Annotated in this window: 13 protein-coding genes and 2 pseudogenes; 8 read left to right on the top strand and 7 right to left on the bottom strand. The window is 72.8% G+C overall.

Features of this window, described 5'->3' with window-relative positions; all coding sequences use genetic code 11:
- Positions 1–4: 4 nt before the first annotated feature.
- Positions 5–853: a class I SAM-dependent methyltransferase gene (locus IF88_RS0103475; RefSeq protein ID WP_030707103.1), complete on the bottom strand. Its 849-nt coding sequence runs from the start codon at positions 851–853 to the stop codon at positions 5–7.
- A gap of 353 nt (positions 854–1,206) precedes the next feature.
- On the opposite strand from IF88_RS0103475, the gene rpsA reads away from it, so the two are divergent.
- On the top strand, positions 1,207–2,715 hold the full coding sequence (gene rpsA / locus IF88_RS0103470; RefSeq protein ID WP_030707101.1) for a 30S ribosomal protein S1: 1,509 nt from the start codon (positions 1,207–1,209) through the stop codon (positions 2,713–2,715).
- A gap of 237 nt (positions 2,716–2,952) precedes the next feature.
- Positions 2,953–3,891 (top strand): PAC2 family protein, encoded by a 939-nt coding sequence (locus IF88_RS0103465; RefSeq protein ID WP_030707100.1) that lies wholly within the window; start codon positions 2,953–2,955, stop codon positions 3,889–3,891.
- 99 nt (positions 3,892–3,990) lie between these two features.
- Here the strand turns inward: IF88_RS0103465 and IF88_RS0103460 are convergent.
- A pseudogene (locus IF88_RS0103460) lies at positions 3,991–4,236 on the bottom strand (hypothetical protein); the annotation flags it as partial.
- 99 nt (positions 4,237–4,335) lie between these two features.
- A complete protein-coding gene (locus IF88_RS0103455; RefSeq protein ID WP_030707096.1) occupies positions 4,336–5,163 on the bottom strand; it encodes a PhzF family phenazine biosynthesis protein in 828 nt (275 codons plus the stop codon).
- A 198-nt stretch (positions 5,164–5,361) separates the two neighbouring features.
- Here IF88_RS0103455 and coaE point away from each other — a divergent pair, with 198 nt between their 5' ends.
- The gene (gene coaE, locus IF88_RS0103450) at positions 5,362–5,970 is read left to right on the top strand and encodes a dephospho-CoA kinase (RefSeq protein ID WP_030707094.1); all 609 of its coding nucleotides are present in this window, start codon (positions 5,362–5,364) and stop codon (positions 5,968–5,970) included.
- Between the two features lie 107 nt (positions 5,971–6,077).
- Complete coding sequence (locus IF88_RS0103445) at positions 6,078–6,464, top strand: tetratricopeptide repeat protein (protein WP_030707092.1); 387 nt, start codon at positions 6,078–6,080, stop codon at positions 6,462–6,464.
- A gap of 34 nt (positions 6,465–6,498) precedes the next feature.
- Here the strand turns inward: IF88_RS0103445 and IF88_RS0103440 are convergent, their stop codons facing one another.
- The gene (locus tag IF88_RS0103440) at positions 6,499–6,759 is read right to left on the bottom strand and encodes a DUF6343 family protein (RefSeq protein WP_030707090.1); all 261 of its coding nucleotides are present in this window, start codon (positions 6,757–6,759) and stop codon (positions 6,499–6,501) included.
- Positions 6,760–6,828: 69 nt separating this feature from the next.
- On the bottom strand, positions 6,829–7,458 hold the full coding sequence (locus IF88_RS45220) for a hypothetical protein (protein WP_030707088.1): 630 nt from the start codon (positions 7,456–7,458) through the stop codon (positions 6,829–6,831).
- A gap of 172 nt (positions 7,459–7,630) precedes the next feature.
- Between IF88_RS45220 and IF88_RS48980 the strand changes: the two genes are divergently transcribed.
- The 3 genes and pseudogenes from IF88_RS48980 to IF88_RS0103420 all read left to right on the top strand — a co-directional run bounded on the left by IF88_RS48980 (position 7,631) and on the right by IF88_RS0103420 (position 12,973).
- On the top strand, positions 7,631–8,980 hold the full coding sequence (locus IF88_RS48980) for a helix-turn-helix domain-containing protein (protein WP_051836381.1): 1,350 nt from the start codon (positions 7,631–7,633) through the stop codon (positions 8,978–8,980).
- 120 nt (positions 8,981–9,100) lie between these two features.
- Positions 9,101–11,771 (top strand): annotated as a pseudogene (locus tag IF88_RS40005) (DEAD/DEAH box helicase).
- A complete protein-coding gene (locus tag IF88_RS0103420; RefSeq protein WP_030707084.1) occupies positions 11,768–12,973 on the top strand; it encodes an SWIM zinc finger family protein in 1,206 nt (401 codons plus the stop codon). The pseudogene IF88_RS40005 and the gene IF88_RS0103420 overlap by 4 nt, the downstream one beginning before the upstream one ends.
- Here the strand turns inward: IF88_RS0103420 and IF88_RS0103415 are convergent.
- Positions 12,954–13,502, bottom strand: a complete 549-nt coding sequence (locus tag IF88_RS0103415) for a hypothetical protein (protein ID WP_030707082.1) — start codon at positions 13,500–13,502, stop codon at positions 12,954–12,956. The genes IF88_RS0103420 and IF88_RS0103415 overlap by 20 nt on opposite strands.
- A gap of 127 nt (positions 13,503–13,629) precedes the next feature.
- On the opposite strand from IF88_RS0103415, the gene IF88_RS49290 reads away from it, so the two are divergent.
- Positions 13,630–14,343 carry a chaplin gene (locus IF88_RS49290; protein ID WP_030707080.1) on the top strand — a complete coding sequence of 238 codons (714 nt, stop codon included), beginning with the start codon at positions 13,630–13,632 and terminating at the stop codon, positions 14,341–14,343.
- Here the strand turns inward: IF88_RS49290 and IF88_RS0103405 are convergent.
- Positions 14,336–14,992 carry a DUF2293 domain-containing protein gene (locus IF88_RS0103405; protein WP_030707078.1) on the bottom strand — a complete coding sequence of 219 codons (657 nt, stop codon included), beginning with the start codon at positions 14,990–14,992 and terminating at the stop codon, positions 14,336–14,338. The genes IF88_RS49290 and IF88_RS0103405 overlap by 8 nt on opposite strands.
- Positions 14,993–15,109: the final 117 nt, after the last annotated feature.

Genomic DNA, 15,109 nt, shown 5'->3' with positions numbered 1-15,109 from the left:
GGGATCAGTCCCTCTCGCACACGAAGATCGCGGTGCCGGGGATCAGGTTGCCGCGCAGCGGGGACCAGCCGCCCCACTCCTGGCTGTTCCACTCGGGCCACTCCGGCTCGACCAGGTCGACGAGGCGGAAGCCGCCCGCCACCACGTCGCGGACCCGGTCGCCGAGGGTGCGGTGGTGCTCGACGTACACGGCGCGGCCCTGCTCGTCCTGCTCCACGTACGGGGTCCGGTCGAAGTAGGAGGCGGCGACGGACAGCCCCTCGGGGCCGGGCTCGTCGGGGAACGCCCAGCGGATGGGGTGGGTGACGGAGAAGACCCAGCGGCCGCCGGGGCGCAGGACGCGGCGCACCTCGCGCATGACGTTGACGGGGTCGGCGACGAAGGGGACGGCCCCGTAGGCGGAGCAGGCCAGGTCGAAGGAGCCGTCGCGGAAGGGCAGCCGGCCGGCGTCGGCCTCGACCAGGGGGACGTCGTCGCCGATGCGCAGGGCGTGCTGGAGCTGGCGGTGGGAGAGGTCGAGGGCCACCGGGCGGGCGCCCTGCGCGGCGAGCCAGCGCGAGCACTGGGCGGCGCCGGCGCCGATCTCCAGGACGTCCTTGTCCTTGAGGGAGGCGGCGGGGCCGAGGAGGGCCGCCTGCGCCTCGTCCAGCCCCTCGGGTCCCCATACGAAGCGGTCGTCTCCGAGGAAGGCGCCGTGCTCGCTCTGGTAGTCGTCGGCGTTGCGGTCCCACCAGCCGCGGCTCGCCCGGCTGCTCTCCGCTTCCCCCGCGTCACGCCGTGTGGCCTCGGCGTCTTCCACAGAGCCGGGATCGGCTTCGTACGCGTCTTCGGAGGCGTAGTCCTCTTGGTTCATGGGGCCCGTCGTCGTAGTCTGCGAATGTCTTCGGAAAGTGGCAGGAAGCGTCAGGAACGCGCTTCCGCCCGCGAATTGTGCCGGTTATGCGGTGATCCGCCCGGGGTGTGCGCCTTCGCGCATTGACCCTGCCCGGCCGCCCCCGTATGCTACAAGTTGCGCTGCGAGCCTGTGCTCCTCAGACCTAGCAGGCTGCGCTTGCATCTGTTGATGTCCCCTCGGTTTTCGAGGTCCCGCCGCTCTTCCGCAGATCGGGGGCCTCCTTGGCTGTCCGGTCTTCGGTGGATGCCGATAAGGGCTCCCGGCGTAGCAGTACCTACGACTTTCTGTCCGTAACCGGAGCCCTTTCCCACATGACGAGCAGCACCGAGACCACCGCCACCACTCCGCAGGTTGCGGTCAACGACATCGGCGACGCGGACGCGTTCCTCGCGGCGATCGACGAGACGATCAAGTACTTCAACGATGGGGACATCGTCGACGGCGTCATCGTCAAGGTTGACCGGGACGAGGTTCTCCTCGACATCGGTTACAAGACCGAAGGCGTCATCCCGAGCCGCGAGCTCTCGATCAAGCACGACGTCGACCCGAACGAGGTCGTCAAGGTCGGCGACGAGATCGAGGCCCTGGTTCTCCAGAAGGAGGACAAGGAAGGCCGCCTGATCCTCTCGAAGAAGCGCGCTCAGTACGAGCGTGCCTGGGGCACCATCGAGAAGATCAAGGAAGAAGACGGCATCGTCACCGGTACCGTCATCGAGGTCGTCAAGGGTGGTCTCATCCTCGACATCGGCCTCCGCGGCTTCCTGCCGGCCTCTCTCGTCGAGATGCGTCGCGTCCGCGACCTCCAGCCCTACGTGGGCAAGGAGCTCGAGGCGAAGATCATCGAGCTGGACAAGAACCGCAACAACGTGGTCCTGTCCCGCCGCGCCTGGCTCGAGCAGACCCAGTCCGAGGTTCGCCAGACGTTCCTCACCACCCTGCAGAAGGGTCAGGTCCGCTCCGGCGTCGTCTCCTCGATCGTCAACTTCGGTGCCTTCGTGGACCTGGGTGGCGTCGACGGTCTCGTGCACGTCTCGGAGCTGTCCTGGAAGCACATCGACCACCCGTCCGAGGTTGTCGAGGTCGGCCAGGAAGTCACCGTCGAGGTCCTCGACGTGGACATGGACCGCGAGCGCGTCTCCCTGTCGCTGAAGGCGACGCAGGAGGACCCGTGGCAGCAGTTCGCCCGGACCCACCAGATCGGTCAGGTCGTCCCGGGTAAGGTCACCAAGCTGGTTCCGTTCGGTGCGTTCGTCCGCGTGGACGAGGGCATCGAGGGTCTGGTCCACATCTCCGAGCTGGCCGAGCGCCACGTGGAGATCCCGGAGCAGGTCGTCCAGGTCAACGACGAGATCTTCGTCAAGGTCATCGACATCGACCTCGAGCGTCGCCGGATCTCGCTGTCCCTGAAGCAGGCCAACGAGTCCTTCGGTGCCGACCCGGCGTCGGTCGAGTTCGACCCGACCCTGTACGGCATGGCCGCGTCTTACGACGACCAGGGCAACTACATCTACCCCGAGGGCTTCGACCCCGAGACCAACGACTGGCTCGAGGGCTACGAGAAGCAGCGCGAGGCCTGGGAGACCCAGTACGCCGAGGCGCAGCAGCGCTTCGAGCAGCACCAGGCCCAGGTCATCAAGAGCCGCGAGGCCGACGAGGCCGCTGCCGCCGAGGGCGCTGCCGCCCCGGCCGCCGGTGGCAACGCCGGTGCGGGCATCTCGGGTGGTTCGTACTCCTCGGAGTCGGACGAGACCTCCGGCGCCCTGGCGTCGGACGAGGCCCTGGCCGCGCTCCGCGAGAAGCTGGCCGGCGGCCAGAGCTGATCGCAGCGCGCATCACACTCCGGTGTGAGCAGAGCTGAGTCGAGTTGAACGGTGAGGCCCGTCCCCTTCGGGGGGCGGGCCTCACCGCGTTTTCCCTCGATCCGCCGATCCCGCCGTCGATCCCTGCGCTGAACCGTTCGTTGATCCGTTGCGTTCCTGTGAATGCGGCCAACTGGGGAATGGTGGCGCCGCCTTGGACGTTCTTGGCAGAGAACGCGGCGAGGAGGAGTGGTGACGGTGCTTGATCCACAGGGTTTGTACGAATGGGATGCCAAGGGTCTGGCGGTGGCCGACCTGGCGGTCGCCCAGGACTCGGCCGGGTTGGTCATGCTGTACCACTTCGAGGGGTACATCGACGCCGGTGAGGCCGGCGAGCAGATCGTCGAGCGGCTGCTGGACACGCTGCCCCACCAGGTGGTCGCCCGCTTCGACGCGGACCGGCTGGTGGACTACCGGGCGCGGCGCCCGCTGCTGACCTTCCAGCGCGACCACTGGACGGAGTTCGAAGAGCCCCGGCTGGAGGTCCGGCTGGTCCAGGACGCCACGGGTGCGCCGTTCCTGCTGCTGTCCGGCCCGGAGCCGGACGTGGAGTGGGAGCGCTTCGCCGTCGCCGTCCGGCAGATCGTCGAGCGCCTCGGGGTCCGGCTCTCGGTCAACTTCCACGGCATTCCGATGGGCGTGCCGCACACCCGTCCCGTGGGCATCACCCCGCACGGCAACCGGACCGACCTCATGCCGGGGCACCGCAGCCCCTTCGACGAGGCCCAGGTGCCGGGCAGCGCGGAGTCCCTGGTGGAGTTCCGCCTGGCCCAGGCCGGGCACGACGTGCTGGGTGTCGCCGCGCACGTACCGCACTACGTCGCGCGCTCCCCGTACCCGGACGCCGCTCTGACGGTGCTGGAGGCGATCACGGCGGCGACCGGGCTGGTCCTGCCGGCCGTGGCGCACGCGCTGCGGACCGAGGCACACCGCACGCAGACGGAGATCGACCGGCAGATCCGGGAGGGCGACGAGGAACTCGTCGCCCTGGTGCAGGGGCTGGAGCACCAGTTCGACGCGGCCGCCGGAGCCGAGACCCGGGGCAACATGATCGCCGAGCCCGCGGAGATTCCGTCGGCCGACGAGATCGGGCGCGAGTTCGAGCGGTTCCTGGCGGAGCGCGAGGGCGAGAACTGACGCCGACGGGCAGCAGGGGCACCGGGGGCAGGGTCCGGGTGACGCCGCGGGCCTGACGAAGACCGGCCGGACAGGGCCTAGATGATCTATTCCAAGGGGTCAGTGGTCATAGGCGGTCAGTGAGCGAAGGATGGGCTGTCCGGTGTGGCCGTTGTGCCAGATGGCGGCGGTCAGCGCGAGGATGCGCTGCATGACGCGGGCGACGACACCGCCGGACGTTCGCCCTCGGTGCTGTTCGAGGTCGAGTTGGCTGGCGCAGTACCCGTACTCGGCCCATCCGGCCAGGTCGGAGCGTTTGACGGTCTCCCGCGCGCGGCCGCACTCCACTGGCGTGGAGTCCACGATCCACACATCGTCGGTGGCGAGGGAGTCCAATTCTGTTCTCACACAATGACGTTGGGCCCCCTCGCCCATCCGCGCAGCCGATCCTGCGGAATCGATCAGTTAAACATGCAGGGCCCCGTCAAAAACGGTGACCGCGTGCCCGGTGAGATGAACGCGGTCACCGTGCATGGCGGTCCTGACCAGCCCGGTGCGCGCGGATACCTGCAGGCCGGTGAGCTCGTCGCGGTCGATCCGCGTCGACCAGTAGGGGGCCAGCGCGGTGTGGGCGCTGCCCGTGACCGGATCCTCGAGGATGCCCTCGGCGGGTGAGAAGAAGCGGGAGACGAAGTCGTACTCCAGGCCGGGACTGGGCGCTGGGGCTGTGATGATGACGCCGCGCAGGCCCTCGCGGCGGGTCATGTCGGCCATCACGTCGAGGTTGGGGATCACGGCCCGGACGGTGGCCTCGTCCGGCAGGACGGTCAACAGATCGCCGAGCGCACCGGTGCGGAAGGCGGCCTCCGGCTTCACCCCCAGGGCCTCCGACAGGCCTTCCGGCAATGGGCTTTCAGTGCCGGGCGCGGCCGGGAAGTCCAGGGTGACGCGGCCGTCCTCGTGCGTATGCGCGGTGAGGATGCCGCTGAACCGGCTGCGGAAACGCAGCGCGCCGACAACCCCACGCTCCCGCCTCAGTGTGTGCGCCGTGGCCAAAGTGGCATGGCCGCACAGATTGGTCTCGACGAGTGGGGTGAACCAGCGGATCTCCCAGTCGGCGTCGTCGCCGGAGGGGAGCGGCCGCGCGAAGGCGGTCTCCGAGTGGTTCATCTCGGCTGCTACCTGCTGCATCCAGGCATCCTCAGGCCAGTCTTCGGTATCGAGCAGGCATACGCCCGCGGGGTTGCCAGCGAACGGCCGGTCGGTGAAGGCGTCTACGACGTGGATATGCATGCCGCGACCGTATAGACGCCAATCATGGTCACGCGAAGTCCAATTTGATGAAAGTGGACTCCTTTTCCGCCCGGAGCATCCCACCGCACACCGATCTGTGCCGCGAAGGCCGGGCCAGATCGATCAGTTGGGGCGGGCTGATCGCTGTGCCCGCCTACGATCACTGACCCCTTGGAATCGATCATCTAGGCTGCGGGCATGCTGAAAGTAGGACTGACGGGCGGAATCGGTGCCGGCAAGAGCGAGGTCTCGCGACTGCTGGCGGGGTACGGGGCGATCGTCGTCGACGCCGACCGGATCGCGCGCGAGGTGGTGGAGCCCGGTACGCCGGGGCTCGCTGCCGTCGTGGCGGCCTTCGGGGAGTCGGTGCTGACCGCCGAGGGGGTGCTGGACCGGCCGAAGCTCGGATCCATCGTGTTCGCGGACCCGGCAAAGCTCCAGACGCTCAACGCGATCGTGCACCCGCTGGTCGGGGCCCGGTCGGCCGAGCTGGAAGCCGCCGCGGGGGCGGACGCGATCGTGGTGCACGACGTACCGCTGCTCGCGGAGAACGGCCTGGCACCGCTCTACGACCTGGTGGTCGTGGTGGACGCGGCGCCGCAGACGCAGCTGGCGCGGCTGACCGCCCTGCGCGGGATGGCCGAGGAGGAGGCGCGGGCCCGGATGGCCGCGCAGGCCACGCGGGAGCAGCGGCTCGCGGTGGCGACCCTCGTGATCGACAACGACGGGGCGCTGGAGGCGCTGGAGCCGCAGGTGCGCAAGGTGTGGGAGGAGCTCACGGCGCGGGCCGCCGCCGGGACCCCCTGACGTCCCGGGTGACCGGCCGGGCGCCCTGACGTGGGCCCTGTCGTGTGCATGGAATACCGGCCGTAGTGCGGGCGTTGAACGCGCCCGTAGAGGGAAGGATCCAGACCGTGTCCGAGACCACGCGCCCCACGCCGTCCAGCCCGGAAACCCACGTCATAGACTTCCGGGCCGCGGAGCAGCTGCTGGCCGCGCGCGACCCGCGCGGCGCGGTCAAGCTGCTCGACTCGGTCATAGCCGCCCACCCGGAGAACACGGCGGCCCGCCTGCTGCGGGCCCGGGCCTTCTTCGCCGCCGCCCAACTGCGGCCGGCGGAGCTGGAGTTCGAGCTGGTGCTGGAACGGGAGCCGGACAACGCCTTCGCCCACTTCGCGCTGGCCCGTACCCATGAGCGCGCGGGCCGGCCGGAGCAGGCGCGCAAGCACTTCCGCCTGGCCGCCGCCCTCGACCCGCAGCCGGAGTACCTGGCGGCGGCCCGCTTCGAGGACCAGGCCTGATCCGGCCGCCCACGGGTGCCCGCCGGCTGTCGGATCACCGGCCGCGGGGCGGTTCGTACGGAGGGATGTCCGGGCCGGGCTGGTAGTGCGGCCCCTGCCGGATGTGGCGCACGATCATGACCAGGTCCACGGTCACGACGACCGCCAGGGCCCCGCAGGCGGCCGCCCATCCGGGACGGCCCGCCAGCGCGAAGGCGACCGTCCCGGCGGCGGCCCAGATCAGCCCCCAGACACCCAACCAGAACCGCAGCCGCAGCGGACTGCGCGCGGTCACAGGCTCATTTCCGGAACGCATGGCCATCGCCTCTCCTGTCCATGGTCCCACGCCGGGGCTCCGGCGGCCTGGGGGCGGCCCGGCTCCCGGCTACGGGTTGAGCTTGTTCACGGCCGCCGTGGTCGTCTTCTTGAACGCGGCGACCGGGGCGTGGGACAGGTCGCCCATCTCGCTCCACTTCACGACGGTGACGGTGGAGCCGTCGCGCCCGATCCCGAACAGGTGCACGCCGGGCTCGGAGTCGGGAATCGAGGCGTGGACCCCGTAGACGTGTGCGCCCTCCTCGACGGTGAGCTTCCCGTAGTCGTCCCAGGAGGCGGTGCCGCCCGGGGTCGTCCGCAGCCAGTCGGCGGCGCAGGCCGCGACCTTGCGCTCCAGCGTGCCGACGAGCTCGGCCGCCGCGGAGGGCGAGGCGGACCGTACGGAGACCTGCACGGCGCTGGTGTCGAACTCGCTGCCGAAGGCGCGGTGCCAGCTGCCCGCCGCCGGAAGGACGCCGTCCAGGCAGAACGGCGCGAACTCGGGCAGCCCCTTGGTGATCTTGCCCGGGTACCAGGCCGAGCCGGGGTGCGGCGGCAGGTCGGCGCCGGCCAGGAAGCCGGGCGGGACGGGCGTCGCGGTGGCGGCCGTGGCGGAGGCCGAGGCGGTCAGGACGAGTGCGGCGGCCGCCGCGACGAGCGCGGTGGCGAGCGTGGCGACGGTGTCGGTGCGTCGGAACATGAACGGTCTCCCCGTGAGTGGTTCGGTGTGCCTGACGAGCCTGTTCCCCGGGCCGCCCCGCCGGCCACGGTTTGGGGTGAATTCGGGACGCTGGAACGGCCGTACGGGCTGTCACCTGGGGGAACACCTCAGGCATGGAACGCGGTCACGGGACGTCGGACGGGGGAACGCGGTGAGCGAGGCCGAGAATTTCGCGCGGCTGATGCGGGAACTGAAGGAGCGTGGCGGGCTGAGCTACGGCGCCCTGGCGCGCCGCCTGCACACGAGCACGTCGACCTTGCACCGCTATTGCAAGGGGGAGGCGCTGCCCACGGAGTTCGCGGTGGTGGACCGCTTCGCACGGGCCTGCGGGGCGTCGCCGGGGGAGGCGGTGAACCTGCACCGGGCGTGGCTGCTGGCCGATGCGCGGCGGCGGGCGGTGGCGCCACCGGTGCGGGAGCCGGTGCCGGTGGCGGGCTCAGTGGCGATGGAGGAGCCGGAGCCGGAGTCGGGCTTCGGCTCGGATTCGGGCTTCGGCTCGGATTCGGGGGCGGAGGCCGCCGTCGTCGTGGGGGAACCGGCCGTCGTCGCGGAGCCGGCGGGCGGCAGGCCCTGGTACCGGAGGCGGGCGGCCGTGGTCGCCGCCGCGGGGGTGGCGGCGGGCGCGGTGGCCGTGGCTCTGCTGGTGGCGGCCGGCCCCGAGCCCCGTGCGCCGCGGTCCGGAGCGTGGACGGACGGGGTGACGGGGTCCGGGCCGGGCATGACGGCGCCCGCGGCATCCGCCGGTGCCTCCGGAACGGCGTCCGTCCCGGCGTCGGCATCCGAGGCCGCGACCGCAACGGAAACTCCGCCACCGGCCGGTGGTCCGGGTCCGGCGTCCGCCGCGCCCTCCACCTCGTCACGGGCGGTCCCGGCCCCGTCCCCGGCTCCGGCAGCACCCTTGAGGGCGGCGGTGCGGTCGCACGTGTGGACCGCGGGCTGCGATCATGCCTACCTGTCCGAGCGGGGTCCGGGGTCGGTGCCCCCGCCGCCCGTGGAGGCGGACGCGCCCGCCTGGGCGTCGAAACTGCGCGCCGTGCACGCCGGGACGCAGATCGTGGAGTTCACCCTGCACGGGACGGGCCCGGGAGCCGTGGTCCTGGAGGACCTGGAGGTCCGCGTGGCAGGCCGCCGCACCCCGCCGGCCTGGAACGTCTACCAGATGTCGCAGGGCTGCGGCGGGGCGCTCACCCCGGCCGTCTTCGCCGTCAACCTGGACGCGCCGCGGCCGCTGGCCCGCCCGGTCGCCGGGAACGACGCCGGGGGCACCCTGCCCGCCCCCGCCTTCCCGATGCGCGTCTCGGCGGCCGAACCGGTCGTCCTGCGGGTGGAGGCCATCACCACGGGCTGCGACTGCGACTGGTTCCTCGACCTCCGGTGGTCCGGGCCTTCCGGCTCGGGCACCCTGCGCATCGACGACGGCGGGCGGCCGCTGCGCACGAGCGCCGCGCCCGGCCGGCCGGTGTACGGCTACGCGACGGAGCAGGGCCGCTGGGGGCGCTGATCCGCAGGTCAGAGGCCTTTGTCGGTGGCCGCGCCTAGACTCGTCGGCAGGGGATGTCAGCAGATCCGCAATCAGCGGATCCGCAAGCAGATCGACGGGAAAGCCGGGGGAGGGGGACACGTGACACCGCAGTGGGAGCCGCAGCCGCAGTCCGGGTCGCAGCCACAGCCGCAGCCCGGGTCGCAGCCGCAGTCGGGGTCGCAGCCGCGGGCAGCCGCGCTGCTGCGCCACGCCGCCGTCTTCCTGCCCGCCGCCGTCCCCCGCGAGGGGCGGGTCGCCTTCTGGGCACCCGACGGGGACGCCCTGCCCGAGATGGGTACGCCGGCGCCGCTCACCGTCGTGCGCCCGCACGGCGAGGGGGTCCGCAGCCGGACCGTGCCCGCCGTGACCTTCTCCGTCGCCTCCGCCCTGCCCCTGCTCGCGCGGGCGCCCCGGAGCCCCGCCGCGCACCCCGCCACCCGCGCCTGGGGGACCGCCGCCACGCAGGCGCTCACCCTGGCCGCCCGCGGCCGGCTGCTCCCCGGGCTCACCCCCGAGGGCATGGACGCCTGGCGCGCCGGGCCGCTCGATGCCGCCGACATCGACCACCTGCGCGCGGTCGCCGCGGCCCTTCCGCACGAGGGGTACGCGACGCCCCTCGCCGGCCGCCGTCCGCTCCAGCTGCCCGAACCGGAGGCGCTGGTCCGCGCGTTCCTCGACGCCGTCGCCGACAGCCTGCCCCGTACCCCGGCCGCGGCCGTGGCCGCCGGGCGGCCGTTCGCCGCGCGGGAGGCGCAGCGGGTGCCCGGGATACAGGACTGGGCCGCGCAGGTCGCGGCCGGGGCCGACGCGGGCGTCGGGATCTCGCTGCGGCTCGACTTGTCCTCCTTCCGCCTCTTCGACGAAGCCGAGGGCGAGGACGTCCGGCGCGCCGGGGCCGCCGTCGTCCAGGTGCACAGCCTCGCCGACCCGACCCTGGTCACCGACGCGGCGCAGTTGTGGGCGGGCACGGCGGCCGCCGGTTTCGGATCCCGCGCCCGGATCGACGCCGTGCTCGCGCTGCGCCGGGCCGCTCGGGTCTGGCCGCCCCTGCTGCGGCTGCTGGACCAGCCCGTGCCCGATGCCCTCGCCCTGTCAGACCCGGAGCTGGAGGACCTGCTGGGGGTGGCCGCGAGCCGGCTGGCGGCCGCCGGGGTCCTGGTCCACTGGCCGCGCGAGCTGGCCCGTACGCTGTCCGCGACCGCCGTCGTACGGTCCACCGCGCCCGGTTCCGCGACCGAGGGCACCGCCTTCTTCGACGCCGAGCACCTCTTCGCCTTCTCCTGGGAGCTGGCGCTGGGCGGGGACCGGCTCACCCCGGGTGAGATGGACGCGCTGGCGCAGGCCCACCGGCCCGTCGTGCGGCTGCGGGACCAGTGGGTGCGGGTCGATCCGGAGCTGGTGCGCAAGGCGCGCAAGCGGGAGCTGGGCGTGCTGGACCCGGTGGACGCGCTGGCCGTCGCGCTGTCGGGGACGGCCGAGGTCGACGGCGAGCCGGTCGAGGCGGTGCCGGTGGGGGCCCTGGCCGCCCTGCGGGAGCGGCTGACGGGGGAGCTTGCCCCGCTCCCGCAGCCCGCCGCCCTCAAGGCCACCCTGCGCGACTACCAGGCCCGCGGCCTGGCCTGGCTGGACCTGATGACCTCCCTCGGTCTCGGCGGCTGCCTCGCCGACGACATGGGCCTGGGCAAGACCGTCACCCTGATCGCGCTGCACCTGCACCGGGACCGGCCCGAGCCGACGCTCGTGGTGTGTCCCGCGTCCCTCCTGGGCAACTGGCAGCGGGAGATCGAGAAGTTCGCTCCCGGCACGCCCGTGCGCCGCTTCCACGGCGGCGGGCGCAGCATCGAGGACCTGACGTCCTGTGAGGGCGGGTTCGTGCTCACCACGTACGGCACCATGCGCGCCAGCGCCGCCCTGCTGGCGGCACAGAGCTGGGGCATGGTCGTCGCCGACGAGGCGCAGCACGTCAAGAACCCGCATTCGGCGACCGCGAAGGCGCTGCGCACGGTGCCGGCGCCGGCCCGCGTGGCGCTGACCGGCACCCCGGTGGAGAACAACCTCTCCGAGCTGTGGGCGCTGCTCGACTGGACCACGCCGGGTCTGCTGGGGCCGCTCACCGCCTTCAGGGCCCGCCACGCCCGCCCGGTGGAGCACCAGACGGAGGAGGACGGCGGCAACGAGGCGGCGGTCGCCCGGCTGTCCGCGCTCGTACGGCCGTTCCTGCTGCGGCGCAAGAAGTCCGACCCCGGCATCGCGCCCGAGCTGCCGCCGAAGACGGAGACCGACCACCCCGTCTCGCTCACCCGGGAGCAGGCCTCGCTCTACCAGGCCGCGGTGGACGAGGCGATGGCCGTGATCGAGTCGAGCGAGGGCATGGAACGACGCGGCATGGCACGGCGGGACGCCGGTGCCGCGCCGGGAGGAGCTCGTCGACCGTTTCCAGGCGGGCGAGGTCCCCGTGTTCCTGCTGTCCCTGAAGGCGGCGGGCACAGGCTTGAACCTCACCCGGGCCGGCCACGTCATCCACTTCGACCGCTGGTGGAACCCGGCCGTGGAGGAACAGGCCACCGACCGTGCCTACCGCATCGGCCAGACCCAGCCCGTCCAGGTCCACCGGATCATCGCCGAAGGCACCGTCGAGGACCGCATCGCCGAGATGCTGGAGGCGAAGCGGGCCCTGGCCGACGCCGTCCTCGGCTCGGGCGAGTCGGCCCTGACCGAGCTGACCGACCGCGAGCTGGCCGACCTCGTCTCCCTGCGAAGGCCCGCATGATCACCGCGCGGGACGACCGCCGCCGCACCTTCGAGACCGTGCCCGCCGGGGCGGCGGCCGTGAGCTGGTGGGGCCGGGCCTGGGTGACGGCGCTGGAGGAGGTCTCGCACGATGCGGCCCGGCTGGCCCGGGGCCGAGCGTACGCCGAGGAGGGGCACGTCGACGCGGTGACCGTTACGCCCGGCCGGATCGTGGCGTACGTCCGGGGCAGCCGGGCCCGCCCGTACCGTACCGAGCTGACCCTGCCCGCCTTCGCGGAACCGGAGTGGGACGAGCTCCTGGAGGCGGTCGCGGCCGACCCCGGCGCGCTCGCCGCCCTGCTGGAGCGGGAGGTTCCGCAGTCGCTCGCGCAGAGCGTCCTGCCTCGCGCGGGCGAGCTCGTCCCGCACTGCTCCTGCCCGGACTTCGGGCGTCCGCCGTGCAAGCACGCGGCGGCCCTCTGCTACCGGGCGGCCCGCCTCCTCGACGAGGACCCCTTCGTCCTGCTGCTCCTGCGCGGCCGGGGCGAGCGGGAGCTCCTCGACGAGCTCACCCGCCGCAACGCCGCCCACGCCGCGCGCGAACAGCCCGACGCGGCGCCGGACTTCCCGGGCGTGCCGGCCCGGGCGGCGCTCGCGCGCACCGGTCTGCCGCCGCTGCCCGCGCCGCTCCCGGCGCCCGCCGCCGCGGGCCTCCCGCCCGCGTATCCGGCCGATCCGGCGGCCCCGGACCCGCTGGCCCTGGACCAGCTCGCCTGCGACGCGGCGGCCCGCGCCCTGGCCCTCCTCACCACCGGCGAGGACCCGATCGCCGGGCTCGACCTCTGGCAGGACGCGGTCCGGCTCGCCTCCGCGCACCCCACGGCGGGCCTGACGGGCACGGCCCGCACCCTCTACCGGGACCTGGCCCGCGCGACCGGCCGTACCACCACCGAGCTCGCCAGGGCCGCCGCTGCGTGGCGCCAGGGCGGCCGCCCGGCACTGGCCGCCCTGGAGGAGCCCTGGGACCCGCCGGCGGGTCCCTTCGACCGGGCCCGGCCGGCTCTGCTCGCCGCGGGCCAGGGTTCCTTCCGCCCGGACCGCAACCGCCTGACGATCCGCACCCGCCAGCTCCGCCTAGGCCGCGAAGGCCTCTGGTACTGCTACGAGGACCGCTTGGGCGACAACGACTGGTGGCCCAGGGGCCGTCCCTCGGCGGACCCGGTCACCGCTCTGCTGGGCTGAGCCCGGCGGCCCAGCCCGTCAACGTGGTGAAGTCGCGGTCCCGCAGACCGTGGCGGGGGTGGATGCGCAGGAGGAGGGCGGGGGCCGGGTAGTGGGCGGCGACCCAGGCGCGGTCGCGCGGGTTGATCATGTCGTCGACCCATGCGAAGGGCCGCCCCGCCGCCCAGTCGACGAGATGGCGGGTCTTCCAGGAGAGGCCGTCGGGGTCCTCGACGAAGAGTTCCGGCCAGTCGATGACGGACAGGTCGCCGGGGAGTCCGATGTGCGGGGCGATCAGTGTGTTGGCCTGGTGCGTCCAGGCGGTGGCCCAGGCGAGTTCGAAGGGCAGGGCCAACAGCCGGGCCCCGTGGGACGGGTGGAGGCGGACCCGCGCACCGCGCCGGGCGCTGCGCGAATCGGGGTCGCGGTAGGAGAGCCAGACGTCCGGCCGCATCCGGTGGCTCCGGTAGCCGCGCAGGCCGGCGAGGGGCGAACGGAAGGGATTGAGCGGTCCGTCCACGTCGAGGAGGAGCAGCGGGCGATCAGTCATGAAGTAGGCATTACCCAGTACACGATGGAGTGAAATGCCGATCGCCTCTATAACCCGAATGGGTTTACCGCGTTATCTCCGGTGCGGGTGCAGCACCCGCTGAATCCTCCGGAAAGCAGGGAAACTCATGCGTCACAGTCGTCGGAATGGCTTGATCGCGGCGGTGGTTGCGGGAGGTGGACTGGCGGTCGCGGGCGTGAGCGGCTTCGCCTACGCCGATGCGGACGCGGGCGGCCGGGCCGAAGGCTCGCCCGGGCTGCTGTCCGGGAATCTGGCGCAGCTGCCCGTGCACGTCCCGGTGAACGTGTGCGGGAACACCGTGAGCGTGGTCGGCGTGCTCAACTCGGCCGCCGGGAACCGCTGTGCCAACGAGACACCGGGAGGCGGTGGCGGGCATCCCGGGCAGGGGACCTCATCACATCCGTCGAAACCGGGAGCGGGAAACGGGGGAGGGGCAGTGGCGGAAGGGCGCGAAAAGGATTCGCCCGGAGTGCTGTCCGGCAACGGCCTGCAGCTTCCCGTCGAGCTCCCGCTGAACCTCAGCGGCAATTCCGTGAGCGTCGTCGGCGTCGGCAACTCCTCGCACGGCAACACCTCCGTCAACGGTGAGGAGCCCACCGGTGGCAAGCCCGCCCAGCCGCCCGTCACCGAACCGCCCGTCACCGAACCGCCAGTCACCGAACCGCCCGTCACAGAACGGCCGGTCACCCCGCCCGCACCGCCGCGGCACACCGAGGCCCTCGCCCACACCGGGGCCGACGGCCTCGGATACCTGCTGCCCGGCAGCGGAGCCCTCCTGCTCGGCGGTGTCCTCCTCTACCGTCGCTTCCGCCTCAACTAGGCAGGGAACGCCACCCGTCCAGGATGGCGTCGATCCGCGCGGCCAGCCGGGCGCGGGCCGCGAACCGGGGGACGCCCGCCATCAGCAGCGCGTCGTACTCGGTGTCGGTGTGCCGCACCGCCGCCCGCACCGCGACCGAGACCGCCGACTCGTCGAGGGCCCGGCCGGCCGCGGTGCGGCCCACCCGGCCGCTGCCGCGCACCGAGGCGTGCTGGGCGATCGCCACCGCCCGGTCGGCCGGACACCCGGGGAACAGCCGCACTATCTCGGCGGCGAACGCCGCCGTGAACCGGGTGTCCTCGGCCGCGCGGCGCAGCCGGTCGCGCTCCCGCCGGCGCGCCCGTGCCTCGGAGTCCGCGAGACAGTCGCGCTCCGCCCGGGCCAGGGCGGCGTCCTCGACGAGGAGCCCCAGGCGCTCGTACCGACGGCGGCGCCTGTGGAAGCGGACGACGACGGCCGAGAGCGAACTGGCCTCACGTGAACGGCGGGTGAGCGCCGCGTCCCCGCGCGGCAGGTAGACCAGGTGTCCCAGATCCGCGCAGTCCAGACAGCGCGGCACGCCAGCCTCGCGCACGAGGTGCCGGAGCGGGCCCTGTCGGCACTCGGCGCAGTGGATCTGCTTCAGCGACTCGAAAACCACCAGGCTCATAGAGGTGTGATACCGCCGTAGGGGCCTCATATCACCTGGTGGCGAGGGGCGGTTGATGTTTCACCAACTCTTCCTCGATACCGGGACGCCTTCTACGGTGGGGCCGTGGACCGGAGG

Origin of the sequence: Streptomyces sp. NRRL F-2580 (assembly GCF_000720115.1) — a bacterium.
GTDB lineage: Bacteria > Actinomycetota > Actinomycetes > Streptomycetales > Streptomycetaceae > Streptomyces.
Note: the sequence above shows the minus strand (reverse complement) of the source record. Positions and strands in the feature narration are given on the sequence as shown.